The organism is Micromonospora humidisoli (assembly GCF_016900955.1).
In the GTDB taxonomy this organism is placed as follows: domain Bacteria; phylum Actinomycetota; class Actinomycetes; order Mycobacteriales; family Micromonosporaceae; genus Micromonospora; species Micromonospora wenchangensis.
Genome location: NZ_JAFEUO010000001.1, coordinates 781,594 through 807,813, shown reverse-complemented (window position 1 = coordinate 807,813; position 26,220 = coordinate 781,594). Strand labels below are relative to the sequence as shown.

Sequence of the window (26,220 nt, the reverse complement as noted above, 5' to 3'; positions counted from 1 at the left end):
TGCGGTCCGCATACGGGGTATGCATACTCCGTCGCATGTCCATCCGTCACGGCCTGCTCGCCCTGCTGGAGCGCGGCCAGATGTACGGCTACCAGCTCCGGGCCGCGTTCGAGGAGTCGACCGGCTCGACCTGGCCGCTGAACATCGGTCAGGTCTACACCACCCTCAACCGGCTGGAGCGGGACGGCCTGGTCCGTTCGCTGCCCGAGCACGAGGGCGGGCAGCGGCCGTACGAGATCACCGATGCCGGACGGGCGGACCTGGCGCTGTGGTTCGTCACCCCGATCAGCCGCAACGACCGCCCCCGCGACGAACTGTCCATCAAGCTGGCCCTGGCGCTGACCACCCCCGGGGTGGACGTGCGGGCGGTGGTGCAGACCCAGCGTGGCGCGACCATGCGCACGTTGCAGGAGCTGACCCGGCTCAAGTACACCAGTGACCGGCCGGAGGACCTGCCCTGGCGGCTGGTGCTGGACGCGATGATGTTCCAGGCCGAGGCGGAGATCCGCTGGCTCGACCACTGCGAGACCAGCCTGGTCCGGCACCGGCCGGCGGCCCCCACCGCACGCAGCGGGTCACCGCCGGAGGTGGTGGAGCGGGCCGGCGAGGAGGCACACCGGTGACCGGCCCCGGCGGCGCGGTGCTCGAACTGCGCGACGTCCACCGCACCCACGGGGGTGGGGAGGCCGCCGTGCACGCGCTGCGCGGGGTGAGCCTCGCCGTACGACCGGGCGAGCTGGTGGCCGTGATGGGTCCCTCCGGCTCGGGCAAGTCGACACTGCTCACCCTGGCCGGTGGGCTGGACCGGCCGACCGCCGGGGAGGTGCTGGTGGAGGGGGAGACGCTCGGCACGCTCGACGGGCGGCGGCTGGCCCGGCTGCGCCGTCGCCGGATCGGCTACGTCTTCCAGGATCTGAACCTGCTCGGCAGCCTCACCGCCGCCGAGAACGTGGCCCTACCGCTGGAACTCGACGGGGTCGGCGTACGGCCGGCCCGGCGGGCGGCCCTGGCGGCGCTGGAGGAGGTCGGCCTGGACGGGCTCGGCGGACGCTTCCCCGATCAGATGTCCGGAGGGCAGCAGCAGCGGGTGGCGATCGCGCGGGCGCTGGTCGGCGAGCGGCGGCTGGTGCTGGCCGACGAGCCGACCGGGGCGCTGGACTCGCAGACTGGGGAGGCGGTGTTGCACCTGCTGCGCCGCCGGGTCGACGCGGGCGCGGCCGGCGTGCTGGTGACCCACGAGGCCCGGCACGCGGGCTGGGCCGACCGGGTGGTGTTCCTCCGTGACGGTGTCATGGTCGACTCCACCGCGCCGCTGGCCGGGGTCGAGCACCTGCTCTCCGGAATCGGCCGGTGACCGCCCCGCCCCAAACGGCGGCGCGGCCCGACGTGAGGGACCGGGTGGGACCGCCCGGTCGGCTCGCCGGGACGGTCGGGTCCTGGCGGGCGGCGCTGCGGATCGCCAGGCGGGAGGCGTGGCGGGCGCGGGGGCGTACCGCGCTGGTGCTGACGATGATCGCCCTGCCGGTGGTGGTGCTGAGCTTCGTCGCGGTCACCTACGACATGGCCGACCTCACCCGGGAGGAGAGCTTCGTCCAGCGGGCCGGCACCGCCGACGTCGAGCTGAACTGGGTGGCGGAGAACCCGATCCACCAGGACTCCTGGGGGGACACGAACTGGGCCCGCACGGGTGATCAGGTGACCCGGGAGCGGCCGGTGGGCCGGGCGGAGATCGAGGCGCTGCTGCCGGCCGGCAGCAGCGCCAGCCGGGTGAGCTGGTGGGTGCCGTTCGAGGTGCGGATCGGCGACCGGACCAGGACCCTCGACGGGCGGGCGCTGGACCTGACGGATCCGGTGGCCCGCTCGACGGTGCGGCTGCGGTCCGGGCGGGTCCCCACCGCGCCCGACGAGGTCGCGGTGAGCGCCCAGGCCGCCGCCCGGATGGGTGTCCGGATGGGCGGGTCGGTCGACGCGGCCGACGGCACCCGCCGGTGGCGGGTGGTCGGCGTGGTCGAGTTCCCCGACCAGCTCGGGGAGATCGTCGCCCTGCCCCCGGCCGGGCTGTCCCGGGACGAACGGAGCTACGACGAGAGCTGGCTGGTCGACCTTCCCGGCCCGGTGGACGCCGCGCTGGTGGACCGGCTCAACGCGCACGGCGTGCTGGTCAGCGCCCGGGGCCCGGTGCCGGGTGCCCGATCCCCCGACGGGTCGACGCTCAACCTGCCCGACCCGGTGCTGGCGAGCAACGCGGTGCTGGTCGGCGGCCTCGGTCTGCTGGAGGTCGTCCTGCTGGTCGGCCCGGCCTTCGCGGTCGGGGTCCGGCGACGGCGGCGGGACCTGGCGCTGGTCGCGGTGGCCGGCGGCGACCCGGTGCACCTGCGACGGATCGTGCTCGCCGACGGGGTGGTCCTCGGTGGGCTCGGGGCCGCGTGCGGGCTGCTGCTCGGGGTCACCGCCGCGCTCGCCGGCCGGTCGCTGGTCGAGGAGCACCTGCTGGGGACGCGCAGCGGGGGCTACCGGGTCTTCCCGGCGGCGCTCGCCGCGATCGCGGCGGTCGCGGTGCTGGCCGGGGTGCTGGCCGCGCTCGCACCGGCGCTGGCCGCCGCCCGGCAGGACGTGGTGGCCGGGTTGGCCGGTCGCCGGACCGCGCCACCGCACCGCCGCCGGTGGCTGCTCATCGGGGTGGCGCTGACCGTGCTGGGCAGCGGGGCCGCCGCCCTGGGCGCCACCGGGGGCGACACCCCGGTGATCCTCGCCGGGCTGGTCCTGGGTGAGCTGGGCCTGGTCTTCTGCACGCCCACCCTGATCGGGCTGCTGGCCCGGCTCGGTCGGCTGCTGCCGCCAGCGCCCCGGATCGCGCTGCGCGACGCCAGCCGCAACCGCTCGTCGGCCGCCCCGGCCATCTCCGCGGTGATGGCCGCCGTCGCCGGCAGCGTCGCCCTGGGCGTCTACGTGGCCAGCGACGACGCCCGCAACCAGGCCGAGTGGCAGCCGGGGTTGCCGCCGGGGCGGGTGCTGCTGCTGCGCGGCGACCGGGACTCCACCGCCCCGCTGCCCCCGCTTCCGCTGATCACCGAGCGGGTCCGGGCCGAGCTGGGCACCGACGCCGTGCTGCCGGTGGCGGTGCCCGGCTGCACCCAGGTGCGACGCCCGAGCGCCTACTGCACGGTCGCGCCGGTGCTGCCCGCCGGCCGGGCCTGCCCGTACGACGCGGAGTCGTACCGGACGGCCGAGGTCCGCCGCGAGGCGCTGGCCGACCCGCGCTGCGTCCCGCCGGTCCGCATCGTCAGCGGTTTCTACCTGCCCGCGATGGTCGACGACGGCGCCGCCCTCGGGGTGCTCAGCGGTGCCCCGGCGGCCGAGGTGGCGGCGGCGACCGCCGTGCTGCGGGCCGGCGGCGTGGTGGTGACCGACCCCCGCTACCTGGTCGACGGCCGGGTGACGCTCCGGGTCGACCGGTCGGTCGACGAATCCCGCCCGACGGTGGCTACCACCGTCACCCTCCCCGGTCACCTGCTGCGCGACGGGCTGCCGGTGGACCGGCTGGTGCTCTCCCCCGCCGCCGCCACCCGGGCCGGCCTGCGCACGGAGCCGCTCGGTTTCGCCGTCGACACCCGGTCCGCGCCGACCACCGCGCAACTCGACCGGGTGGTCACCGCGCTGCGGCCGTTGCTGCCGGTGACGGCGCAGATCGAGCGGGGTCCGCCCCGCTCGGAGCAGCGGCCGGTGCTGCTCCTGCTGGCGGCCGGCGCCGGGGTGATCACCCTGGGCGCGGCCGGGGTGGCCACCGGGCTCGCCGCGGCGGAGGGCCGCCGGGACCTCTCCACGCTCGCGGCGGTGGGGGCCAGTCCCCGGGTACGCCGGGTGCTCTCGCTCTGCCAGGCGGGGGTGATCGCCGTGGTGGGCTCGGCGCTCGGCATCGCGGCCGGACTCGGCTCCGCGCTGATCATCCTCACCTCGACGAACCGCCAGTACGCGCAGACCTGGCCGGTCCAGACGCCGTACCCGGTGGTGGTGCCCTGGCAGACCCTCGGCGTGCTGGTGGTGGTGCCGCTGGTGGCGATGCTCGGTGCCGGCCTGTTCACCAGGTCCCGCCTCACGGTCGAACGCCGGCTGGACTGAGCGGCCCGCCGGAAGCCGGTGGGTGCGCACACCGCGTCGACCAGGCAGACTGGCCGGATGCCCGTACTCGGAACCCTCACCCGGCGGCTCGGTCACCACGAGTGGTTCGGTGCCACCATGCGCCTACTGGTCCCCGCCGACCGGCTGGTCGGGCGGCTGACCCGGGGCCGGGTGGTCGCGCTCGGGTTGGTCCCCTCGCTGATCATCACGACCACCGGCCACCGCTCCGGCCTGCCGCGCAGCAACCCCCTGCTGTACGTACCGGACGGCGACGGGTTCGTGGTGATCGGCTCCAACTGGGGCCAGCCACGCCAGCCCGGCTGGGTGCTGAACCTGCTCGCCCGGCCGCAGGCGGAGGTCGCCGTCAAGGGTCGCCGGCTCGCCGTCCGCGCCGACCTGGCCGCCGGGGCCGAGCGGGACCGGCTCTGGCAGTTGCTGGTCACCGAGTGGCCGGCGTACCGGACGTACGTGCAGCGGGCCGGCGGCCGGGAGATCCACATCTTCCGGTTGGCCCCGACCGGTCCCGACCTGTCGTGACCGTGCCGGAGCCGGCGGCCGGGGTGGACCCGGACGATCCACGCTGGCGGGTCGCCGGTCGGACTGCCGACGCGGCGCGGCGACGCTTCCCGGCGGACATCCTGGCGGTGGCCGTGCACGGCCCGCTGGCGCACGGCGACGACGACGGTGGCGGGGACGCCGAGGTCGGCCTGCTGCTGGTCACCTACCGGGCGGGCGGCGGGCCGGCCCCGTCGACCCGGCGGGTGGACGGGGTGCTGGTCGCGCTGACCGTGGTCGACGCCGAGAGCTACCTGCGGCAGGCCCGGACGCTGACCCCGGCCTGGCCGCTGACCGCCGACCGGTACGTCACCACCGTCGCGCTCCACGATCCGACCGGCTGGCTGCGTACCCTGCGCGACGAGCACCTGGGCCGGCTGGCCCGGGCCCGGCCGGCCGAGTTCAGTGCCGCCGCGCGGGCGGCCTGGTACCGGGGTTGGGCGGCGCACGCCCGCGCGGCCCGGCTCGCCGAGTGGTACGAGACCGACCAGGCGCTGGTGATGCTGGGCGAGGCGCGGCTGGCGGCGGCCACGGTCAGCGGCCTGCTCAGCCGCACCTACTTCCGTGACCCGGGCGACGCGGTGCGGCGTACCGGGTTGGCCGGCGCGGACATGACCGAGGTGGGCCGGGTGCTGACCGGGCAGGCCGAGGAACTGGCCGCCCGGGGCCGCCCGGTCGACGGCACGGTGGACGACCTGCTCGCCGGCTGAGCCCGAGGTCAGCCGAGCCCGCCCTGCACCCCGATGAGCATCCCGATCAGGTAGGTCGCGCCGGCCGCCGCCGCACCGAGCAGCAGTTGCCGCAGCCCGCCGGCCCACCACGGACGGCCGGTGAACCGGGCCACGACCGCGCCGGCCGCGAAGAGCCCCACCCCACCGACGGCGAGCGCCAGGGCCAGGCTGGTGGAGCCGAGCAGGTAGCTCAGCAGGGGGATCAGCGCGCCGACGGAGAAGCAGAGGAACGACGAGATCGCCGCCGCCCAGGGGCTGGGTTGCTCGTCGGGGTCGACGCCCAACTCCTCCCGGACGTGCACCCGCAGCGCCTCCTCCGGGTTGCGGCGTACCGCCTCGGCGACCTGGTTGGCCAGGTCGCGGGGCAGGCCCCGGGCCACCCAGGCGTCGGACAGCTCGCGGGCCTCGGCCTCCGGGTGGCGTTCCAGCTCGCGGCGCTCCTTGGCCACCTCGGCGGCGACCTGCTCGTTGGCCGACCGGACGCTGGTGTACTCGCCCAGCCCCATCGAGATGGCGCCGGCGACCAGGCCGGCGGTGCCGGTCAGCACGATGCTGTGCGCCGACACCCCACCGCCGCCGACCCCGGCGATCAGGGCGATGTTGGTGACCAGGCCGTCCATCGCGCCGAACACGGCGGGCCGCAGCCAGCCGCCTGACACGTCCGCGTGGTGCGCCTCGCGCAGCGCGGCCGGGGTGTCGGTCACGGCAGGGTGAGGATCTCGAAGCCGTCGTCGGTGACGACGAGGGTGTGCTCGAACTGGGCCGTCCACTTCCGGTCCTTGGTGACGACCGTCCAGCCGTCGTCCCACATGTCGTACTGGTAGGTGCCGAGGGTGATCATCGGCTCGACGGTGAAGGTCATGCCCGGTTCCATGATGTCGGTGGGCCGGGGGCTGTCGTAGTGCGGCACGTACAGGCCGCTGTGGAAGGCCTCGCCGATGCCGTGGCCGGTGAAGTCGCGGACCACCCCGTAGCCGAACCGCTTGGCGTACGACTCGATGACCCGCCCGATCACGTTGATCTGCCGGCCGGGGCGCACCGCCCGGATGCCGCGCATCATCGCCTCGTGGGTGCGCTCGACCAGCAGCCGGGCCTCCTCGCTCACCTCACCCACGCAGAAGGTGGCGTCGGTGTCGCCGTGCACCCCGTCGAGGTAGGCGGTGACGTCGACGTTGACGATGTCACCGTCGGCGAGCACCGTCGAGTCGGGGATGCCGTGGCAGATGACCTCGTTGATGCTGGTGCAGCAGGACTTGGGGAAGCCCCGGTAGCCCAGCGTCGACGGGTAGGCGCCGTGCTCGACGAGGAACTCGTGCACCACCTGGTCGATCTCGTCGGTGGTGACCCCGGGCTTGCAGTGCTCCCCCGCGAGCTGGGTGGCCTGCGCCGCCAACCGGCCGGCGACCCGCATCTTCTCGATGGTCTGCGGGGTCTGCACGTGCGAGCCGCGCCACTGCTGGGGTTGCTTGCGGCCCACGTACTCCGGGCGGGCGATGTGGTCGGGGACCGCTCGCCACGGGGAGAGCGTGCCGGGGGTGAGCGGGGCACGGACGGTCATGACGACAGCCTATCTCCGTAGGGCGGAGGGCCTCCCGCACGGCCCGGCGGTTGTTGCCGCCCACCGGGCTGTGCAATGGTGGCGGGGTGGATCCAGGGGGCGCACCGCCGGTGTTCTCCGCGCGCGCGGAGGTCACCGGGGACCACGTCCGCGTCACGGTGACCGGCGAGGTCGACATGGCCACCGCCGACACCATGGTCCAGACCACCCTCCGTGAGCCGGCCCGGCAGGTCACCCTGGATCTGCGCGCGGTCACCTTCTTCGACTCCGCCGCCATCCACGCGGTGGTCCAGCTCGCCCGGCGTTTCCCGAAGACACTTACCGTGTTCCCGTCCCGGCAGGTCAGCCGGGTGCTGGAGATCTCCGGCCTCGGCGACCAGGAGTGGCTGCGCCCACTCTGACCCGGGCTCCGGCTCAGTCGGCCAGCCGGCGGCGCAGCGACACCTCGGTCCCCTCGCCGGTACGGCGTACCGTCAGCTCGCCCAGCGCCTCGATCAACGCGAGCCCGCGGCCCCGGAACCCGGCCCCGGTCGACTCCCGCCAGCGGCCACTGTCACGCACCGTCGCCACCACCGTCCGGTCGACGATCGACACCTCCACCCCGATCGTCGGCTCCGCCGGCGCGACCGGGTGCTCGATCGCGTTGGCGGCGGCCTCGGACACGGCGACGATCAGGTCGAACAGGTCGTTCTCGCCGACGCCGTGGGCGACCAGGAAGTCCTCCAGCCGCTTGCGCAGCACGCTGAGCCGGGTCGGGTCGGCGGGCAGCCGCAACGCGAACCGGTTCAGCTCGGCGGCCTCCAGCGCCAGCACCGCGACGTCGTCGTGCCGGTCACGCCCGTCGACCCGCTCCACCACGGCGTCCACCAGATCGGCGACGTGCCCGCCGCCGGTGCCCGCGCCGGCGTCCGCCCGGAGCTGGGCGAGCGCCGCGTCGATGCCGGCCTGCCGGTCCTCGATCAGCCCGTCGGTGTAGAGCAGCAACCGACCGCCGGGGGCGAGTCCACCCTCGACGGTGCGGTAGTCGGTGCCGGTGAGCGCGCCGATGGGCGGCCCGAGGGCCCGCTCGTGCAGGAAGGCCACGTCGTCTCCTCGGATCAGCAGGGGGGACGGATGACCGGCGCTGGCATACCGCAGCCGGCCGGTGCGCGGAGTGAAGGAGAGGCAGAACACCGTGGCGTACGACTGCCGCTCGGTCGAGCCGACCAGCCGGTTGAGCCGGGTCAACGCCTGCCCCGGGTCGTAGCCCTCCAGCAGATAGGCCCGCAGGCCGTTGCGGAGCTGACCCATCGCGGCGGCGGCCTGGACGCCCTTGCCGACCACGTCGCCGATGACCAGCACCACCTCGTCGTCGCCGGTGCCGATCACGTCGTACCAGTCGCCGCCGACCTCGACGTCGGTGCTGCCGGGCAGGTAGCGGCTGGCCACCACCGCGCCGGGGAGCTGGGGCAGCGAACGCGGCAGCAGGCTGTGCTGGAGGGTGGTGGCGATCCGGTGTTCGGCCTCGTAGAGCTGGGCGTTCTCCAGTCGTACGCCGACCAGGCGGGCCAGTTCCCCGACGGCGACGTGCTCGGTGCCGTCGCCCTCCCGCCGCCAGACCCGCAGCTCGCCGAGCTGCCCACCGGTGCTGCCGGTCAGCGGCAGCACCTGGGACGGCTGGTCGGTGCCGGGGCCGCCACCGTCGGCCTCGTGCCGTACGCCGGTGACCGTGGTGACCGACACCCGGGCCGCATCGGCGAGGTGCAGGGCGTGCCGGGCGGCGACCCGGACCACGTCGGCTGTCGACTTCGCGGTGTTGACCGCCACGGCGGCGTCGGCGAGCGCCCGCAGCCGGCGGATGATCTGCCCACGCAGCTGGCCCAGCTCGACGTTGGCCCGGACCCGGGCGATCAGCTCCGCCCCGGAGAACGGCTTGGTGAGGTAGTCGTCGGCGCCCACCGACAGGCCGGCGACCGCCTCGGCGGAACCGGCCCGCGCGGAGAGCAGCACGATCGGCACGTGCCGGGTCGCCGGGTTGGCACGCAGCGCGGTGACCAGGCCGAAGCCGTCCAGCCGGGGCATCATCACGTCGGTGAGCACCAGGTCGAACGGGCCCGCGGTGGCCTGCTGGAGGGCCACCGCGCCGTCCGGCACGGCCACCACCTCGTACTCGGGGCTGAGCAGCCGGGAGACGTGTTCGCGCAGGTCGGCGTTGTCGTCGGCGAGCAGGACCCGGCCGGACCTCCCGGGTTCGCCGGTGGCCGGATCGGGCCGCCCGCCGGCCTGGTCGGGCCGGTCGGTCCACCGGGCGGTCTCCGCGACGTGGAGCGACGCCTGCGCCGACTCGCCGGTGGGCAGCGGTGCGGCGGCGGCGACCCGGTCGGGCGGCAGGTGCGCGGAGCCGAACGGGACGGTCACGGTGACCGTGGTGCCGTGGTCGACCCGGCTGGTGGCGGCGACCGTGCCGCCGTGCATCTCGACCAGTTCACGGACGAGGGCCAGGCCGATGCCGGTGCCCTCGTGGGTACGCGAGCGGACCCCCGGCACCCGGTGGAACCGTTCGAAGACGTGCGGCACTTCCTCGGCGGCGATGCCGACCCCGGTGTCGGTCACCTCCAGCCGTGCCGCGCCGTCGGCAGCGGCCACCCGGACCCGGATCTCGCCGTCGAAGGTGAACTTCAGCGCGTTGGAGAGCAGGTTGAAGACGATCTTCTCCCACATGTCGCGGTCCAGGAGGACCGGCGCGGGCAGCGGCGGGCAGTCGACCACGAGCCGCAGCCCGGCCCGCTCGGTCGCGGAACGGAAGGTGCTGGCCAGCCGGGAGGTGTATTCGGCCAGGTCGGTGGGCTGGTAGTGGGCGGTCAGCCGGCCGGACTCCAGCCGGGAGAAGTCGAGCACGGTGTTGACCAGCTTGAGCAGGCGCAGCGCGTTGCGGTGCATCACGGTCAGCCGGTCGAGGTGCGCGGCGGACAGCGTCGGGTCGGCCAGCAGGTCCTCCAGCGGGCCGAGGACGAGGGTCAGCGGGGTGCGGAACTCGTGGCTGACGTTGGCGAAGAAGTTGGTCTTGGCGCGGTCCAGCGCGGCCAGCTCGGCGGCGCGGGCCCGCTCCTGCTCGTACACCCGCTGCTGGCCGACCACCCGGGACACCTGCGCGGCGATCAGGCCGAGGAAGTCGCGGTACTCGTCGGTGAACGGCAGTCGGGCGGACCGGCCGACCACCAGCGCCCCGGCGGGCTCGCTGGTGGCGGTGAGCGGCAGCACCATGGCCCGGGTGGCGGCGTCGCCCGGCACCGCGCCGAGCAGTTCGGCCACCTCGATCTCGGCGGCCACCCCACCGGCGGCGACCCGGGCCAGCGTGGCCGGCAGCTCGGCCGGCACCCGGGCGGGATCGACGCCGCTGACTCCGGCCGGCACCGGCCGGCCGGTCTCGTCGGTGAGGTAGACCAGGGCGAACGGGACGTCGGCCCGGTGCCCGTCGAGCACCGCCGCCGTGGCCTGCCCCAGCTCGGCCATGCTGCCGGCCGCGCCGAGCCGGGAGCCGAGTTCGGCCAGGGCCCGCAGCCGGCGTTCCCCGACGACCCGGCCGGTGGTCTCGTTGACGAAGCAGAAGACGCCGTTGACGCTGCCGTCGTCGTCGCGGATCGGGTCGTAGGAGATGTCGAAGTAGACCCGCTCGACGAAGCCGTGCCGGTCGAGCAGGAACGGGTGGTTCTCGGCCCGGTAGGACTCACCGCTGCGGCACACGCCGTCGAGCAGGGGGCCGAGCACGTCCCAGGTCTCGGCCCAGTGGTCCCGGGCCGGCCGGCCGAGCGCGACGGGATGCTTGTCGCCGATGGTGGGCCGGTAGGCGTCGTTGTAGAAGGCCAGTTGGTCGGGGCCCCAGAACATCACGATCTGGGCCCGCGAGGAGAGCATCATGCCGATGGCGTGACTCAGCGCCGCCGGCCAGGTGTCGGGGCTGCCGAGCGGGCTGGCCGCCCAGTCGTGTCCGCGCAGCCGGCGGCCCATCTCGCCGCCGGCCGTGAACGCCCCGGCCAGCCACGGCGGCAGCACGGGGTCGACGGACGACAGCGCGGACCGCCCTCGTCCGTCCTCGCCCCCACGGGCCGAGCTCATCCGCGCCCCCTGCTTCGGCCGGTCGTGCCCCCCATAAACGCCTCGGCTCACGCCGGTCGCGTCCGTCTTCTACCCCGACGGATCAGGAACGTAACGCATGGGTTCGAACGGACGCTGGTAACCCGTGCCTCATCCTGCCGTCATCTGCCCGACAGCGCACGGTGAGGGGCGGTCCGCTCAGAAGATCGGCAGGCCGTCGATGCTGGCCGCGTTCTTGGTCGCCCGGTAGGTGACCAGATCCTCGGCGGTCCGCCGGGAGTGTGAGGTGAGCAACAGGTCCCGGTCGCCGCGGTAGTCCATCAGGGGCACCGCGTAGCCGCAGGAGTCGCTGACCCGCTCCACGGTCACCCCGATCACCGCCCGGACGGCGTGCACGTCGGGCGGCTCGGGGAAGTCGGCCAGCAGCGCCGCGTAGCCGGGGTCGGTGACCGGGGTGGCGACGCCCCGCCCGTGCAGCCGGACGATCTTGGGTGGGCCGTCGAAGGCGCAGAACATCAGCGTGATCCGGCCGTTGTCGCGCAGGTGGGCGATCGTCTCCGCGCCGCTGCCGTGGTAGTCGAGCCAGGCCACCCGGTGCGGGCCGAGCACGACGAAGGTGCCCCGCATGCCCTTGGGTGAGACGTTGACGTGCCCGTCGCCGCCGCTGGGCGCGGTGGCCACGAAGAACATCGGCTGCGCCTCGACGAACTCCCGCAGTCGCCCGTCCAGCGCCGGATACACGGTCCCCATGCGGTCATCCTGCCGCCGCTGACCGCATTTCGGGACAGATTTCCCGCTTTATGGGAAGCGTCAGCCCTCCCGGGCCGCCCTCACCAGGGCGGTCACCGGACGCGGGTCGTCGTCGTTCTCCGGATGCCACTGCACCCCGAGCAGGAACCGTCGCGCCGGGTCCTCCACCGCCTCCACCACCGCGTCGTCGGCCCAGCCGGTGACGGTGAGCCCGCCCGGATCGGCCACCGCCTGATGGTGGTACGAGTTGACCCGGTCCACCCCGGCCAGCACCGACGCCGTCCGGGTCCCCGGCGCGAACCGGACCGGATGCGCCCCGTACACCCCGGGGGCGGGGCGGTGCCGGTCGTGACCCACCACGTCCGGCAGGTGCTGGTGCAGCGACCCGCCGTACGTGACGGCCAGCAACTGCATGCCCCGGCACACCCCGAGCACCGGCAGGTCCACGGCGAGCGCGGCGGCCAGCAGCGCCGACTCACCGGCGTCCCGGTCGGGCCGGGGCTCGGTACGCGGGTCCACCGGCTGGCCGTACCGGTGCGGGCCGACGTCGGCGCCCCCGGCCAGCAGCAGCCCGTCGAGCACGTCGACCACGTCGGCGTCCAGCTCGTCCGGGGGCAGCACCACGGCCCGGCCCCCGGCGGCGGTCACCGAGCGGACGTACGCCTGCGGCACCAGCGACGCCGGCACGTCCCGCCAGACCGCCCAGCTCGCCGGCTCGACGTACCCGGTGATCCCGATCAGCGGACGGGCCCGCCGGCCGGACCCCCCGGGCCGGGTGACGCGGGCTGGCGGGCCGGGCCGGTCGGATCCGCTCACAGGGGGGTGACGTACGCGCCGGTGATGCCACCGTCGACGACGAACTGCGCGGCGGTCATGAACGACGCGTCGTCGCTGGCCAGGAACGCCACCGCGGCGGCGATCTCCTCCGGTGCGCCGAACCGGCCCATCGGCACGTGCACCAGCCGGCGGGCGGCCCGCTCCGGGTCGGCGGCGAACAGCTCCATCAGCAACGGGGTGGCGACCGGGCCGGGACACAACGCGTTGACCCGGATGCCCTCCCTGGCGAACTGCACGCCCAACTCCCGCGTCATCGCCAGCACCCCGCCCTTGCTCGCGGTGTACGCGATCTGCGAGGTGGCCGCCCCCATCAGCGCCACGAAGGAGGCGGTGTTGATGATCGAACCCTTGCCCTGCCGGCGCATGTGCGCAATCGCGTACTTGCAGCACAGGTAGACGCTGGTGGTGTTGACCCGCAGCACCCGCTCCCAGGCGTCCAGCCCGGTGTCGAGGATGGAGTCGTCGTCGGGCGGGGAGATGCCGGCGTTGTTGAACGCCACGTCGACCCGGCCGTGCCGCTGCACCACCCCGTCGAAGAGGTCCCGCACGGCCGCCTCGTCGGCGACGTCGGTGTGCACGTACTCCCCGCCGACCTCCTCGGCGGCCCGCCCGCCGGCCTCGTCGTCGATGTCGACGCAGACCACCCGGGCCCCCTCGGCGGCGAACCGCCGCACGGTGGCCAAGCCGATCCCGCTGCCCGCCCCGGTCACCACGGCGACCCGGTCCTGTAGCCGACCCTGCACGCGCATCACTCCTCTGTGCTGATGAAGACGTTCTTGACGTCGGTGAAGGCGTGCAACGCGTCCGGGCCCAGCTCACGGCCGAGCCCGGAACGCTTCATCCCACCGAACGGGGTCCAGTAGCGCACCGAGGAGTGCGAGTTGACGCTGAGGTTGCCCGCCTGGACCGCGCGGGCCAGCCGCAACGCCCGGCCGACGTCCCGGGTCCAGATCGAACCGGACAGGCCATACTCGGTGTCGTTGGCGAGCCGGACCGCGTCGGCCTCGTCGTCGAAGGGGAGCACCGAGACGACCGGCCCGAAGATCTCCTCCCGCCAGTGCCGGTCGGCCGGGGAGTCGGCGAGCAGCACCGTCGGGGCGTGCCAGAAGCCGGGGCCGTCGGGGCAGGTGCCGGTGAACGCGACAGTCGCACCGTCGAGGTAGCCGGCGACCCGGTCCCGGTGGGCGGCGGAGATCAGCGGTCCCATCTCGGCGGTCTCGGCGGCGGGGTTCTCCACCCGCAGCGCCCGGACCGCCGGTTCCAGCAACTCCAGGAACCTGTCGTAGACCGGGCGCTGCACCAGGATCCGGGAGCGGGCGCAGCAGTCCTGGCCGGCGTTGTCGAACACGGCGTACGGCGCGGTGGCCGCCGCTTTCTCCAGGTCGGCGTCGGCGAAGACCAGGTTGGCGCTCTTGCCGCCCAACTCCAGGGTGACCCGCTTCACCTGGGCCGCACAGCCGGCCATGATCCGGGTGCCGACCTCGGTGGAGCCGGTGAAGCAGACCTTACGCACGGCCGGGTGGGTGACGAACCGTTCGCCGACCACGTCGCCCCGGCCGGGCAGCACGGTGAACACGCCCTCCGGCAGGCCGGCTTCCCGCCCCAACTCCGCCAGGCGCAGCGCGGTCAGCGGGGTCAGCTCGGCGGGCTTGAGCACGACCGTGTTGCCGGCGGCCAGCGCCGGGGCGAAACCCCAGGCGGCGATCGGCATCGGGAAGTTCCACGGCACGATCACCCCGACCACGCCGAGCGGTTCGTGGAAGGTGACGTCCCACCCGCCGGGCACCGGAATCTGCTGCCCGGTCAACCGCTCCGGCGCACCCGCGTAGTAGTCGAGCACGTCACGGACGTTGCCCGCCTCCCACCGCGCATTGCCGATGGTGTGCCCGGCGTTACGCACCTCCAGCTGCGCCAACTCCTCCAGGTGGCTGTCGACCAGCCCGGCGAACCTCCGCAGCACCCGCCCCCGCTCCCCCGGCGCAACCAGACGCCACCCCTCGAACGCACCAGCAGCCCGCCCGATCGCCGCATCCACCTCCCCCAGCCCGGTCTCCCCCACCTCCCCCACCACATCCCCACTAGCCGGATCAACCACCCGCGTCACGCCCCACCCCTTTCCCCGTCGATCTTGGAGTTGTGGTACCCCGCACAAACCACATACCGCCACATATCGTCCATCACAACTCCAAGATCGACACGGGCAAGGGGTGGGGGTGGGGGTGGGGGCAAGGGTGGGGGTGGGGGTGGGGGTTAGAGGCGTTCGAAGCCACGGGTTAGTTCCCAGTCGGTTACGGCGGCGTCGAAGGCGGCCAGTTCGACCTTGGCCTGGTTGGCGTAGTGGGCGTGGACCTCGTCGCCGAAGGCCGAGCGGGCGATCTCGGAACCCTGCCAGAGGGTCAGGGCGTCGCGGAGGGTTGCGGGGACGCGCTCGGCGGCCGGGTCGTCGTAGGCGTTGCCGGTGCACTCGTCGGCCAGCTCCAGTTCCTGCTCGATGCCGTGCACCGCCCCGGCGACCAGGGCGGCGATCGCCAGGTACGGGTTGACGTCCGCGCCGGGCACCCGGTTCTCCACCCGCATCCCCTGCCCGTGGCCGACCAGCCGCAGCGCGCAGGTGCGGTTGTCGGTGCCCCAGCGCAGCGCGGTCGGCGCGAACGAGCCGGGCTGGTAACGCTTGTAGGAGTTGATGTTGGGGGCGAACAGCACGCTCATCTCGCGCATGGTGGCGAGCAGCCCGGCCAGCACCCGCTGCCCGGTGACGCTGAGCTGCGCCGGCCCGTCGCCGAGCATCGCCGAGCGGCCGTCGACGTCGCGCAGCGAGAAGTGGATGTGGCAGGAGTTGCCCTCCCGGGCGTTGGGCTTGGCCATGAACGTGATCGACACGCCCTCCTGGGCGGCGATCTCCTTGGCCCCGTTCTTGTAGATCACGTGGTGGTCGGCGCAGGCCACCGCCTCGTCGTAACGGAAGGCGATCTCGTGCTGGCCGAGGTTGCACTCGCCCTTGGCGCTCTCCGGGGTGAGCCCCGCGCCGGCCATCTCGGTGCGGATGCGACGCAGCAGCGGCTCCACCCGGGCGGTGCCGAGCAGCGAGTAGTCGACGTTGTACTGGTTGGCCGGGGTGAGGTCGCGGTACCCGCGCCGCCACGCCTCCTCGTACGAGTCGCGGTAGAGGACGAACTCCAGCTCGGTGCCGGCGTACGCGGTCAGCCCGTGGTCGGCCAGCCGGTCGAGCTGCCGGCGCAGGATCTGCCGGGGTGAGGCGACCACCGGGCCCGACCCGTCCAGCCACTCCAGGTCGGCCAGCAGCAGGACGCTGCCCGGCTGCCACGGCATCCGCCGCAGGGTGGACAGGTCGGGGCGCATGGCGAAGTCGCCGTAGCCGCGTTCCCAGCTCGACATGGCGTACCCGTCGACGGTGTTCATGTCGACGTCCACGGCGAGCAGGTAGTTGCAGCCCTCGCTGCCGTTGGCGACCACCTGGTCGAGGAAGAACGGGGCGTGGAACCGTTTGCCCTGGAGGCGGCCCTGCATGTCGGTCAGGGCGAGCACCACCGTGTCGATCTCGCCCTCGGCGACGGCGACCCGGAGCTGTTCCAACGTGAGCGGGGCTTTCCTCATCCGTGCGCCTCCATCACCAAGGTCTACCGGGCCGAGCGGATCACCGTCAATGCCCCGTCCGGGCGGGCCGGCAAACCCCCCGGGCCGGGGTGGTCCGGCCGGTCCCGGTCCGGACCCGGCGGCCCGGTCCGCGAGCGCCCGCCCGCGCCCCGGAGCCGGACGCGACCCGACGCGCGGAACGAGCGGAAATTGTCGTACGCACAACGACGGAAACGCTTTTCCCAAAGGCGGGAAAGAAGCGCCGCGACACGCCACTCATCCGTTCGGACACATAGCCGACCACACCGATCGGTAATCGCGCGGCGACCTTGCGTGGAAGTTGGAACCCTTGCCAGAATTTGAGCCGGCCGGTGCGACGCACGGCATTTTGTCGGCCGATCCGCACGACCACTTCCCCTGACCTGCCGCGTATTCGCGCGCAATGCGTCGACCGGTCACCGGAGCGTGGATGTTCGGCCCTCTCGGTCGCACCGGGCCGGCCGGCCCAGAAACACCCGAACTGCTCCATCACGACGCACCGAAGGACGCGTAATGACGAGAGTACGTCCCAGTGGGAAGCCCCGGGCCCTTGCCGCCCTGGTGGCGATCGCCGTTTCCGCCGCGCTGCTCGCGGTGGCCAGCCCGACCCAGGCGGCCCCCCGCACCGCCGGTGCCGATGCCGCGCGGCCGGCGGCCGGATCGTCCGCCACCGACGGCGCGCGGGCCGGTCGCCTCGCGCCGCTGTCCACCGGGGCCACCGGCGTGTCGGCGGGTTCCGCCGGCACCCTCGCCTCGACCTCGGTGACGGGGACCGTCGGTTCCATCACCGTCACCTGCACGCTGACCCCGAGCACCCCGTTCGTCTACTACGGCGGCCCGTACGGCGGCGGCGAGGAGGGCCTGGCGGCGGTGCAGTGCACCTATCCGGTCTGGGCGATCCAGGTCGAGGTCGCCCTGTTCCGCTACGGCACCCAGGTCACCTACAACACCAAGACGGCCTACAGCACCGTCCTCGGCAACGTCGACACCGAGTACCCCCGGTACACCGGCGAGTACAAGACGGGTGCGGACGCCTTCATCACCTGGAACTACGGCGGCCCGACCACGTTCATTCCGCTCACCTTCAGCAACAGCGTCTATCTCTGACGGTCGCGCCGGGCGGCCCCGGCCGGAACCCGTCAGGGTTCCGGCCGGGGGCTGTCCGTGGTCGCCCCGCAGGGCTCGTGGTCAGGCCGGTCCGTCGACCCGGGCGGCGTCCACCGTCGGTGCCGTCGGCTCGGGTACGTCGACCGTCCGGCGCGGACCGGTGAACCACTTCCGGGCCGAGGCGTACCACCAGATGCCCACCCCGAGCAGCACCCCGCCGACGGCCAGCGGCGCGTAGTTCACCGCCGACCAGCTGAACTCCGCGTTGCCGGGCACCCCGGCCGGCACGATCGGCAGCACGAAGTACACCGAGATGATCACGATCTCGACCACCGCGATCCAGCCGAGCAGCTTGTATTTCCGGCCGAGCGTCCACGGGCCCGGCTCGAACCGGTCGCCGAGGCGCAGCCGCAGCGCGATCGGGATGACGAAGGACAGGTAGAGGCCGATCACCGCCACCGACACCACCGCGTAGAAGGCGACCGGGATGCCGGACGGGCTCTCGTAGAGCGCCGGCAGGGTGAGCACCAGGCCGGCCACCGTCGCCCCGATGATCGCGTTGGCCGGGGTGCCGTTGCGGTCGACCTTGGACCACAGCCGCCAGCCCGGCACCGCCCGGTCGCGGCTGAACGCGTACGTCATCCGGCTCATCGAGGTCACGCAGCTCATCCCGCAGAAGAACTGCCCGATGGTGGAGATGATGATGACCGTCTTGAAGAAGAACGGGGTCAGCGCGGATTCGAAGATGGCACCGGAGAATCCGCCGGCCGCGTTGACCGCGTCCACGTCGGTGGCGGCGAACAGGAACGCCAGCAGCAGGATCCACCCGCCCACCGCCGAATAGAAGATCGACCGCCACAGCCCCTTGGCGGCGGCCTGCGACGCGCCCCGGGTCTCCTCGGACACGTGCGCGCAGGCGTCGAATCCGGTGATCGTGTACTGGGTGAGCAGGAAGCCCAGCGGCAGCACATAGAACCAGAACGTCAACCCGCCGGTGTCGCCGTCACCGAAACCGGAGTTGTTGAACCGCTCGGTGAACACGAACTGGAAGCTCTGGTGCCGGTCGGGCACCAGCAGCAGGATGGCCACCACGGCGGCGGCGCCGGCCACGTGCCACCAGACCGACACGTTCTGGAGTACGTCGATGATCCGGTGCCCGAAGATGTTGATCAGCCCGTGCAGGGCCAGGATGATCACGAACAGGACGAACGCCTGCCGCAGCGTCCCCTCCCACCCGTCGAAGAGCGCCGACAGGGTCAGGTTGAGGAAGGTGGCGCAGCCGTAGTCCACCGACGCGGTGACCGCGACCAGGCCGATCAGGTTGAGCCAGCCGGTGAACCAGCCGTGCACCGGCCGGCCCATCTTCGCCGCCCACCAGTAGATCCCCCCGGCGGTCGGGTACGCCGAGACCAGTTCGGCCAGGCAGAACCCGATGATCAGGATGAACAGCGAGATCAGCGGCCAGCCCCAGGAGATGGCGACCGGCCCGCCGTTGTTCCACGCCTGGCCGAAGGTGGTGAAACAGCCGGCCAGGATCGAGATGATCGAGAACGAGATGGCGAAGTTGGAGAAGCCGCTCCACTTCCGGTGCAACTCCTGCTGGTAGCCGAGTTCGGCGAGCCGTCGGGCGTCGTCGTCCGGCGCGTGCGGCCCGGCTGCCGGCGGTTGCCCGTTCCCGGCTGTCGGCGGTTGCCCGGTGGTCGGCGGGGGCGTTGTGGCCACAGCACACCTCCCTGAGGTGGTACCCGGAACTACCCGGGAGATCCCCGGGTGCGCCCGAGTCTCGTCCCGCCGATCACGACGGTCAATCCATTCCCGGTACCGAACCCGTTACATGATGTCACCCGACCGGACGGTAATCAGGTTGCCCCGCACCTCGCACCGACGCATGCTTGAGCCCGTGACCAGGCCCGATCGCGACGGGCCGACGCCGGGCACTCGGCAGGAGCCCGGCACCACGGCGGCGCGGGACGCCCACCTCTCTCTCACGTACGGCGTCGTGCCGTACCCGACGGGCGTCCCGCCCCGCCTCCCTCCCGCCCTGATCCACTCACCTGGGTCGATGTTGCGGTATCCGCCGGGCGTGGACACCGCAACATCGACCCAGAAGAGTCGATCTTGCTGCCGATCCTGCACGGCCCTCAGCCCCGGGCCCTGGCCCAGGACAGGAAGCGCTCGGTCATCCCGGTGGGCGGGTGGGCCGGGTGGAGTTGGGTGAGCTGGCTGGTGGCCTCGTGCATCAGGGTGCCGAGATAGATCAGCAGGGACATCCGGTCGTGCCGGTACTCGGTGAGCAGCGCGAGCTTGGCCGGCTGGCAGGGCCACTGCCGGCCGCAGTTACGACAGCGCCACAGCGGACGCATCGCGACGTGCGGGACAGGCGGACGAACCACCACCATCACCGCCCCCACAGCGCGGCGGCCTGCGCCTCGTCGTCGATCAGGTCAGCCGACCACAGGAACCGACCGACGCTCCCGACCATCCGGCAGGGCGGCGTCCTCATGCTCCTCCACCACATGACCGAACCCTTCATGTCGACCTCCTCGCGTGTCTGGGAAGGGGCCGCTCCCACTGGCCAGTAAGGGAGCGGCCCCCGCGAAGTCGGCCCCGACACCGTCCCGCCAGAGCCGACCCACCTGAGGCAACCTTGCCCAGCGCGACGGGATCAGTACACGACGTTAATCTATGCTCAGGGACGTTCGTGACATCCATGATGGAGGCGGGATGAACCACGCACTTCAGGAGGCCATGGCCGAGGTCGGCGAGACAGCAGAGAGTCTTGCTGCTCAAACAGGAGTCGACCCCAAGACGGCAGCGCGCTGGATATCGCCGGGACGTGTGCCGCAGCCCCGCCGACGTGTGACCGTGGCCGCGATCCTGGGCCGGGACGTTGGTGACCTATGGCCCGACGTCCTCAAACGCCGCGAGCCACAGTGGCTGAGAAAATGGGTCGATTGGGAGCGCGAAGCCTTGGCCCTGCGTTGGTTCGAACACTGTTGGATACCTGGGTTGCTTCAGACCGAGGCGTATGCACGGGCAACCCTCGCCGGGGAGGCGCTGACCACTGCGGAGGCTGACGATCTGGTGGCCTCGCGCATCGGGCGACAGGCCGTTCTGCGCAGGGACCGCCCCCCTCTGTTCATCGCCGTAATCTTCGAAGGCGTGCTATACCAGTCGGTCTATGGTGACCGTGAGCTGATGCGCGAACAGATCGAGCAGCTTGCCCACTACGCGGCCCTCCCCACCGTGCAGGTGCATATCGTGCCGAGAGAGATCGGCATGTATCCGGGGCTTGGGGGCGGCTTCATCATCGCTGAGCTGCCCAGTGGTGAGCACGTCGCTCACGTCGACAGTCAGGCGCCCGCGCAGATCCTCAATGAGGCTACCGACGTTGCTACCCTCAGTCGTAGGTGGGAACGCATCAGGGGCGAGGCCCTCTCCCGAAGCCAATCTCTAGACCTGATCAGGGAAGCGGCAGGATCATGGACATGACCGGAGCGCAGTGGCGCAAGAGCACCAAGAGCGGCAACAACGGCGGCTCGTGTGTCGAAGTGGCGGACAATCTGCCCGGCGTCGTCCTCGTCCGCGACACCAAGGACCGTGCCGGCGGCACCCTCGCCTTCGCTCCGGACACCTGGCAGTCGTTCGTCGACCTGGCCAAGCAGATCGGCCCCGCTGCCTGACCTTCCCCGACCATCGCCGGCCCGCCACGTCTTGATCGACTCGCCTGGGCCGATCTTGCGGTGTCCCGGCGGCCGAATACCGCAACATCGACCCAACCGAGTCGACCTTGCCGGGTGCTCCCGTGGGTGGTCCCGGCCGCTGTCGTGGGGGTCAGGTGAAGAGGAGGCCGGCCACCCAGAGGGCGGCGATCACCAGGCCGGCCAGGAACTCCACCATCATCGACAGGCCGGCCGCCTTCAACGCCTGCACGGTCGCCGGCCAGGCGAGCTGGTTGCTGCCCAGCCGCAGCCGCTCGGCCCCCCACACCCCGCCGACGAAACCGATCACCAGGCCCACCACCGGGATGACGAAGAACCCGACCAGCCCGAGCAGACCCCCGACGAGCAGCGACGACGTCGGCACCCCGGTGCGCTTGAGGTTGCGCCCCGGCCAGGCGTACTTGATCACGGCACCGGCGGCGGCGACCACGGTGGCGGCGGCGAGCACCGCCCAACGCCCCGGCCCGGCGCCGCCGAAGATCGCCCAGAGCAGCACCCCGCCCCAGCACAGCGGCAGCGCCGGCAGGCCGGGCACCACCACCCCGGCCAACCCGGCGACGATCGCGATCGCCGCGATCACCGAGAACGCCGCCTCACCGTCGGTCAGGCTCACCCCGCCACCTCTCCCCCGCCCGGTCCCGCCCCGGTCCCGCCGCGCAGCCGGGCGGTGATCTGGTCCGCCGGGGCGGGCGGGCCGAACCAGCGCCCCTGCCCGGTGTCGCAGCGCAACGCCCGCAGCCGTTCGGCCTGTTCCTCCGTCTCCACCGCCTCGGCGGTCACCGACAACTCCAACGCGTGCGCCAACCGGACCAGGGCGTCGACGATCCGTACGTCCCGATGGTCGGGCGAGGAGTCGCCGCCGTCACCCCGGATGCCCTCGACGAACGGGCCGGCCAGCTTCAGGCAGTGGATCGGCAGCCGCCGCAGGTACGCCAGGTTCGAGTAGCCGGTGCCGAAGTCGTCGATGGCCAGCCGTACGCCCAGATCCGCCAACCGGTACAACGACCGTAACGGCTCCCCGGCGGTGCCCATCACGGCGCTCTCGGTCAACTCCAGCTGCAACAGCTCCGCCGGCAGGCCGCTGCGGCTCAGCGAGCTGGCGACGGTGTCCACGATGGCCGGGTCGTCGGCCTGCCGGGCGGCCAGGTTGACGCTGACCACCAGTTTGGCCTCCGGGAACTCCCGGTGCCAGGCGCGGGCGTCGCGGCACGCCTGCCGCAGCACCCACTCGCCCAGTCTGACGATCAGCCCGGTCTCCTCGGCCAGGCCGATGAACCGGTCCGGGCCGACCAGGCCCAGCTCCGGGTGGGCCCAGCGGACCAGCGCCTCCACGGCGAGCATCGAGCCGTCCAGCAGGGACACGATCGGCTGGTAGTGGACCACGAACTCGCCCCGGTCCAGTGCCGCCGGCAGACCCGCGGCCAACGCGGACCGGGCGATGTCGGCGGCGCTGCGCTCCGGGTCGTACACCGCCCAGCGGCCCCGGCCCTCCGCTTTCGCCCAGTACAGCGTGGTGTCGGCGGCCTTCATCAGCTCGGACACGCTGGTCTCGCTGGCCGGGCACTCGACCACCCCGACGCTCGCCGACACGGCGAGCTGATGGTCGCCGACGAGCACCGGGGCGGCCACCGCGGCGAGCGCCAACTCGGCGACACCGACCGCGTCGTCGATGCCCTCGCCGCCGTTGACCAGGATGACGAACTCGTCACCACCCATCCGGGCCACCAGGTGCCCCTGGCCGATGACACAGTCGGACAGCCGCCTGGCGATGGTGACCAGCAGCCGGTCACCGAGGTCGTGGCCGAGACTGTCGTTGACCGCCTTGAACCCGTCCAGGTCGAGGAAGCAGACGCCGATCCGCTGCTCGGGCCCGGCGTCGGCGAAGACCTGGCCGAGCTTCTCGAAGAACAGCGTCCGGTTGGGCAGGCCGGTGAGCGGGTCGTGCAGGGCCTGGAACCGCAGCCGCTGCTGGAGTTCGTACCGTTGGGTGATGTCCTCGATCATCGCCACCGTGAACCGGGGGCGGCCGTCGTCGTGCCGGATCAGCGACACGGCCAGGTCGGTCAGGACGACACTGCCGTCCTTGCGGTAGTAGCGCTTCTCCACCCGGACGCTGTCGTGCTTGCCCTCGATCAGCTCCTGGTACAGCTCCCACATCCCGGCTGCGTCGTCGGGGTGGAACAGCGACGCGACGTTGGTCTGCCGCAGTTCCTCCGGGGTGTAGCCGAGCATGTCGGCGAAGGACTGGTTGACGTCGATGATCTGGCCGTCGATGCCGGCGATGCCGATGCCGATGACCGCCCCGGTGAAGACCGCCCGGAACCGCGCCTCGCTGTCGCGCAGCGCCCGCTCCACCGAGTCCCGCGCCTGCCAGGCCGAGCGGGCGATCCGCTCCTGCTGGCTGAAGGTACGGTCGCGCAGCGCCCGGCCGAACCCGGCGGCCAGCCCACCCTGCAACGCGGCCACCCGGACGGCCAGGTCGGGCGGCGGGTCGTCGGGGGGCAGCACCCGCTGCGGTAGCTGTTCGCCGAGCGCCCGCACCGACCAGTCCAGGATGCGCGGTTCGGTCAGGTGCGCCTCCACCAGCGCCCGGCCCACCTCCTCCGCCGGGGCGGCGGAGAAGTCCTCGGCGAGCAGGGCCCGCGCCAGCCGTACGGTGTGCGTCAGCAGCAGCCGCTCGGTCTCGTCCGTGCTCATCGGCACGAACCCGAGCCGGCGTACCGCCCGTGCCCAGTCGGCGGCGTAGCCCTGCGCGCCCGGACGGGACGCGTCGGTGCCGCCGGGGTCCGGAACGGCGGACATGGTCGGCTCAGCCGGCGGGACGGTCGTACCGGGCGACGCCGCCGAACGCCCCGAACCGCTCGGGATGCTCGTCGACGTCGGACGGGGAGTCGGGCCGCCACAGCGGCATGTGCACCACGCCGGGCTCAAGCAGCGTCCAGTCGCCGAAGAAGCCGGTGATCTCGGCACGGGAGCGCAGGGTGATCTCGGTGTCCGTGCGCGCCGAGAGGCGCTGCGCGTCGAGCATCTCCTGGGGCTGGTCCTCGAAGGTGGAGTGGGAGATGACCAGGAAGCTGCCGGGTGCGGCGGCGGCCCGCAGGGTGGCGAGGACGTCGGCCGGGCGGTCGGCGTCGGGGACGAAGTGCACCACCCCGGCGAGCAGGATACCCAGCGGCCGGTCGAAGTCGATCAGGCCGCTGGACCGGGCCTCGTCGAGGATCAGCTTCGGTTCCCGCAGGTCGGCGTGCACGGCGACGGCCCGGTCGTTGCCGGTGAGCAGTTCCCGGCTGTGCGCCACGGCGACCGGGTCGATGTCGACGTAGACGATCCGGGCCTGCGGGTTGGCCGCCTGGGCGACCTCGTGGACGTTGCCGACGGTGGGGATGCCCGAGCCGATGTCGAGGAACTGGTCGATGCCGGCGTCGAGCAGCGCCCGCACCGCACGGCGCAGGAACTCCCGCCCGGAGCGCATGGTGGCCGCGAGGTTCGGGGTCATGCTGGCGATCTGCTCGGCGAGCCGCCTGTCGATCTCGAAGTTGTGCGCGCCGCCGAGGAAGTAGTCGTAGACCCGGGCGGCGCTGGGCCGGCTCAGGTCGATCTCGGCGGGAAGTCCGTCCGACGTCTGCATCGCTGGCCCCCAGTTCGTCGCCGCGGTGCGGGAGGGCACCGGTGTCGACGGCGTGCGCGGGCACGCGGAGCCGCACCGGCCGACCCGCGGATCGTGTGGTGCTGACCACTCTAGGCCCGTCCGCCCAGGTACGGGAGATCAGCGGAGCCCGATCTGTGCCCGGGACCGGCAGGTCGGAGCCGCCGGACGAACCGTGGTCACGCTGCGCGTCCGCCCGCGCACCACAGGCCACCGTGGCGCGTCCGGATGCCTCAGTCGACGGATTCCAGCAACAGCGAGATGCCCTGCCCCACCCCGACGCACATGGTCGCCAGGGCCCGTCGGCCGCCCCGGCGACGCAGTTCCAGGGCGGCGGTCAACGCCAGCCGGGCCCCGCTGGCCCCCAACGGGTGCCCCAGGGCGATCGCCCCGCCGTTCGGGTTGACGTGCTCGGCGTCCTCCGGCAGGCCCAGTTCGCGCAGCACCGCGATCCCCTGCGCGGCGAACGCCTCGTTCAGCTCGACCACGTCGACGTCGGCGAGGGCGACACCGAGCCGGTCGAGCAGCCGGCGGGTGGCCGGAACCGGGCCGATCCCCATGATCCGGGGTGGTACGCCGGCCGCCGCCGCGCCGCTGACCCGGGCGAGCGGGCTCAGGCCGTACCGGGCCACCGCCGCCTCGGAGGCGACCAGCAGGGCCACCGCGCCGTCGTTGACGCCCGAGGAGTTGCCGGCGGTGACGGTGCCGCCGGCCCGGAACGGGGTGGGCAGCGCGGCCAGCTTCGCCAGCGTCGTCTCCCGGGGGTGCTCGTCGACCTCGACCAGCTTCGTCTCCCGCCGGCCGGCCGGCACGGTCACCGGCACGATCTCCTCGGCGAACCGGCCGTCGGCCTGCGCCTTGGCGGCCCGCTGCTGGGAACGCAGCGCGAACTCGTCCTGCACACGCCGGTCGACGCCGAACTCGGCGGCCACGTTCTCGGCCGTCTCGGGCATCGAGTCGGTACCCCACCCCGCCGCCATCAGCGGGTTGACCAGCCGCCAGCCGAGGGTGGTGTCGTACACCTCGGCGGCCCGCGAATACGGCGTGGCGGCCTTCGGCATGACGAACGGGGCGCGGCTCATGCTCTCGACGCCACCGGCGAGCACCAGGTCGGCCTCCCCGGCCACCACGGCACGGGCGGCGGTGGCCAGCGCGTCCAGGCCGGAGCCGCAGAGCCGGTTGACGGTGCTGCCCGGCACCTCCTGGGGCAGGCCGGCCAACAGCGCCGCCATCCGGGCCACGTTGCGGTTGTCCTCACCTGCCTGGTTGGCGCAGCCGAGCACCACGTCGTCGACCCGCTCCCAGTCCACCGCCGGGTGCCGGGCGACCAGTTCGCGCAGCACATGGGCGGCCAGGTCGTCGGGGCGCACCCCGGCGAGGACGCCGGCGTACCGGCCGATCGGGGTACGGACTCCGGACACGAGGTAGGCCACGGTCATCGACGCACGTCCTTCGGGGATGGGAAGGGGCTGGCGGTCCCGGCGTCAC

General features: G+C 73.0%; 23 protein-coding genes. 9 read left to right on the top strand and 14 right to left on the bottom strand.

All coding sequences use genetic code 11. The features are described 5' to 3' along the window. Positions 1-35 precede the first annotated feature (35 nt). The 5 genes from JQN84_RS03550 to JQN84_RS03530 are packed head-to-tail and all read left to right on the top strand — an operon-like array spanning position 36 to position 5,384. Positions 36-623 carry a PadR family transcriptional regulator gene (locus tag JQN84_RS03550; protein ID WP_204956924.1) on the top strand — a complete coding sequence of 196 codons (588 nt, stop codon included), beginning with the start codon at positions 36-38 and terminating at the stop codon, positions 621-623. Beyond that, the gene (locus JQN84_RS03545) at positions 620-1,354 is read left to right on the top strand and encodes an ABC transporter ATP-binding protein (RefSeq protein ID WP_204956923.1); all 735 of its coding nucleotides are present in this window, start codon (positions 620-622) and stop codon (positions 1,352-1,354) included. Before JQN84_RS03550 ends, JQN84_RS03545 begins: the two co-directional genes overlap by 4 nt. Positions 1,355-1,398: 44 nt before the next feature. After that, positions 1,399-4,119 carry an FtsX-like permease family protein gene (locus tag JQN84_RS03540; protein WP_204956922.1) on the top strand — a complete coding sequence of 907 codons (2,721 nt, stop codon included), beginning with the start codon at positions 1,399-1,401 and terminating at the stop codon, positions 4,117-4,119. 57 nt (positions 4,120-4,176) lie between these two features. Further along, a complete protein-coding gene (locus JQN84_RS03535; RefSeq protein WP_204956921.1) occupies positions 4,177-4,656 on the top strand; it encodes a nitroreductase family deazaflavin-dependent oxidoreductase in 480 nt (159 codons plus the stop codon). After that, complete coding sequence (locus JQN84_RS03530; protein ID WP_281899743.1) at positions 4,653-5,384, top strand: nucleotidyltransferase domain-containing protein; 732 nt, start codon at positions 4,653-4,655, stop codon at positions 5,382-5,384. Before JQN84_RS03535 ends, JQN84_RS03530 begins: the two co-directional genes overlap by 4 nt. Before the next feature lie 8 nt (positions 5,385-5,392). Here the strand turns inward: JQN84_RS03530 and JQN84_RS03525 are convergent, their stop codons facing one another. Both JQN84_RS03525 and map read right to left on the bottom strand, forming a co-directional pair. Next, entirely contained in the window at positions 5,393-6,109 is a 717-nt protein-coding gene (locus JQN84_RS03525; RefSeq protein WP_204956920.1) for a VIT1/CCC1 transporter family protein, read from the bottom strand. Next, complete coding sequence (map, locus tag JQN84_RS03520; RefSeq protein WP_204956919.1) at positions 6,106-6,963, bottom strand: type I methionyl aminopeptidase; 858 nt, start codon at positions 6,961-6,963, stop codon at positions 6,106-6,108. The genes JQN84_RS03525 and map overlap by 4 nt, the downstream gene beginning before the upstream one ends. An 86-nt stretch (positions 6,964-7,049) precedes the next feature. On the opposite strand from map, the gene JQN84_RS03515 reads away from it, so the two are divergent. Continuing rightward, positions 7,050-7,364, top strand: a complete 315-nt coding sequence (locus tag JQN84_RS03515; protein WP_204956918.1) for an STAS domain-containing protein — start codon at positions 7,050-7,052, stop codon at positions 7,362-7,364. Between the two features lie 13 nt (positions 7,365-7,377). Here JQN84_RS03515 and JQN84_RS03510 read toward each other — a convergent pair whose 3' ends face one another. The 6 genes from JQN84_RS03510 to JQN84_RS03485 form a co-directional block, all read right to left on the bottom strand. Further along, positions 7,378-11,058 carry a SpoIIE family protein phosphatase gene (locus JQN84_RS03510; RefSeq protein WP_204956917.1) on the bottom strand — a complete coding sequence of 1,227 codons (3,681 nt, stop codon included), beginning with the start codon at positions 11,056-11,058 and terminating at the stop codon, positions 7,378-7,380. Between the two features lie 177 nt (positions 11,059-11,235). Continuing rightward, positions 11,236-11,787: a pyridoxamine 5'-phosphate oxidase family protein gene (locus JQN84_RS03505; protein WP_204956916.1), complete on the bottom strand. Its 552-nt coding sequence runs from the start codon at positions 11,785-11,787 to the stop codon at positions 11,236-11,238. Between the two features lie 60 nt (positions 11,788-11,847). Beyond that, complete coding sequence (locus JQN84_RS03500; RefSeq protein ID WP_204957315.1) at positions 11,848-12,528, bottom strand: gamma-glutamyl-gamma-aminobutyrate hydrolase family protein; 681 nt, start codon at positions 12,526-12,528, stop codon at positions 11,848-11,850. Positions 12,529-12,599: 71 nt separating this feature from the next. After that, complete coding sequence (locus tag JQN84_RS03495) at positions 12,600-13,373, bottom strand: 3-oxoacyl-ACP reductase (protein ID WP_239484647.1); 774 nt, start codon at positions 13,371-13,373, stop codon at positions 12,600-12,602. Beyond that, the gene (locus JQN84_RS03490) at positions 13,373-14,719 is read right to left on the bottom strand and encodes an aldehyde dehydrogenase family protein (protein ID WP_372445909.1); all 1,347 of its coding nucleotides are present in this window, start codon (positions 14,717-14,719) and stop codon (positions 13,373-13,375) included. Before JQN84_RS03490 ends, JQN84_RS03495 begins: the two co-directional genes overlap by 1 nt. Before the next feature lie 155 nt (positions 14,720-14,874). Beyond that, entirely contained in the window at positions 14,875-16,239 is a 1,365-nt protein-coding gene (locus JQN84_RS03485; RefSeq protein ID WP_204956914.1) for a glutamine synthetase family protein, read from the bottom strand. Between the two features lie 531 nt (positions 16,240-16,770). On the opposite strand from JQN84_RS03485, the gene JQN84_RS03480 reads away from it, so the two are divergent. After that, on the top strand, positions 16,771-17,364 hold the full coding sequence (locus JQN84_RS03480; RefSeq protein ID WP_204956913.1) for a hypothetical protein: 594 nt from the start codon (positions 16,771-16,773) through the stop codon (positions 17,362-17,364). Between the two features lie 81 nt (positions 17,365-17,445). On the opposite strand, the gene JQN84_RS03475 is transcribed toward JQN84_RS03480, so the two are convergent. Together JQN84_RS03475 and JQN84_RS03470 are read right to left on the bottom strand one after the other, a co-directional pair. Continuing rightward, positions 17,446-19,086 (bottom strand): amino acid permease, encoded by a 1,641-nt coding sequence (locus tag JQN84_RS03475; RefSeq protein ID WP_307820985.1) that lies wholly within the window; start codon positions 19,084-19,086, stop codon positions 17,446-17,448. Between the two features lie 419 nt (positions 19,087-19,505). Then, entirely contained in the window at positions 19,506-19,763 is a 258-nt protein-coding gene (locus JQN84_RS03470; RefSeq protein ID WP_204956912.1) for a flavin reductase, read from the bottom strand. Between the two features lie 325 nt (positions 19,764-20,088). On the opposite strand from JQN84_RS03470, the gene JQN84_RS03465 reads away from it, so the two are divergent. Both JQN84_RS03465 and JQN84_RS03460 read left to right on the top strand, forming a co-directional pair. Continuing rightward, positions 20,089-20,856, top strand: coding sequence for a DUF5753 domain-containing protein (locus JQN84_RS03465; RefSeq protein ID WP_204956911.1), 768 nt, complete (start codon positions 20,089-20,091; stop codon positions 20,854-20,856). Further along, on the top strand, positions 20,853-21,047 hold the full coding sequence (locus JQN84_RS03460) for a DUF397 domain-containing protein (RefSeq protein ID WP_204956910.1): 195 nt from the start codon (positions 20,853-20,855) through the stop codon (positions 21,045-21,047). The genes JQN84_RS03465 and JQN84_RS03460 overlap by 4 nt, the downstream gene beginning before the upstream one ends. Before the next feature lie 151 nt (positions 21,048-21,198). Here JQN84_RS03460 and JQN84_RS03455 read toward each other — a convergent pair whose 3' ends face one another. The 4 genes from JQN84_RS03455 to pcaF all read right to left on the bottom strand — a co-directional run bounded on the left by JQN84_RS03455 (position 21,199) and on the right by pcaF (position 26,171). Further along, entirely contained in the window at positions 21,199-21,699 is a 501-nt protein-coding gene (locus JQN84_RS03455; RefSeq protein WP_204956909.1) for a DUF456 domain-containing protein, read from the bottom strand. Continuing rightward, positions 21,696-23,888, bottom strand: a complete 2,193-nt coding sequence (locus JQN84_RS03450; protein WP_204956908.1) for a putative bifunctional diguanylate cyclase/phosphodiesterase — start codon at positions 23,886-23,888, stop codon at positions 21,696-21,698. Before JQN84_RS03450 ends, JQN84_RS03455 begins: the two co-directional genes overlap by 4 nt. A 7-nt stretch (positions 23,889-23,895) precedes the next feature. Next, positions 23,896-24,714 (bottom strand): SAM-dependent methyltransferase, encoded by an 819-nt coding sequence (locus JQN84_RS03445; protein WP_204956907.1) that lies wholly within the window; start codon positions 24,712-24,714, stop codon positions 23,896-23,898. Between the two features lie 251 nt (positions 24,715-24,965). Further along, positions 24,966-26,171, bottom strand: a complete 1,206-nt coding sequence (pcaF, locus tag JQN84_RS03440; RefSeq protein WP_204956906.1) for a 3-oxoadipyl-CoA thiolase — start codon at positions 26,169-26,171, stop codon at positions 24,966-24,968. Positions 26,172-26,220: the final 49 nt, after the last annotated feature.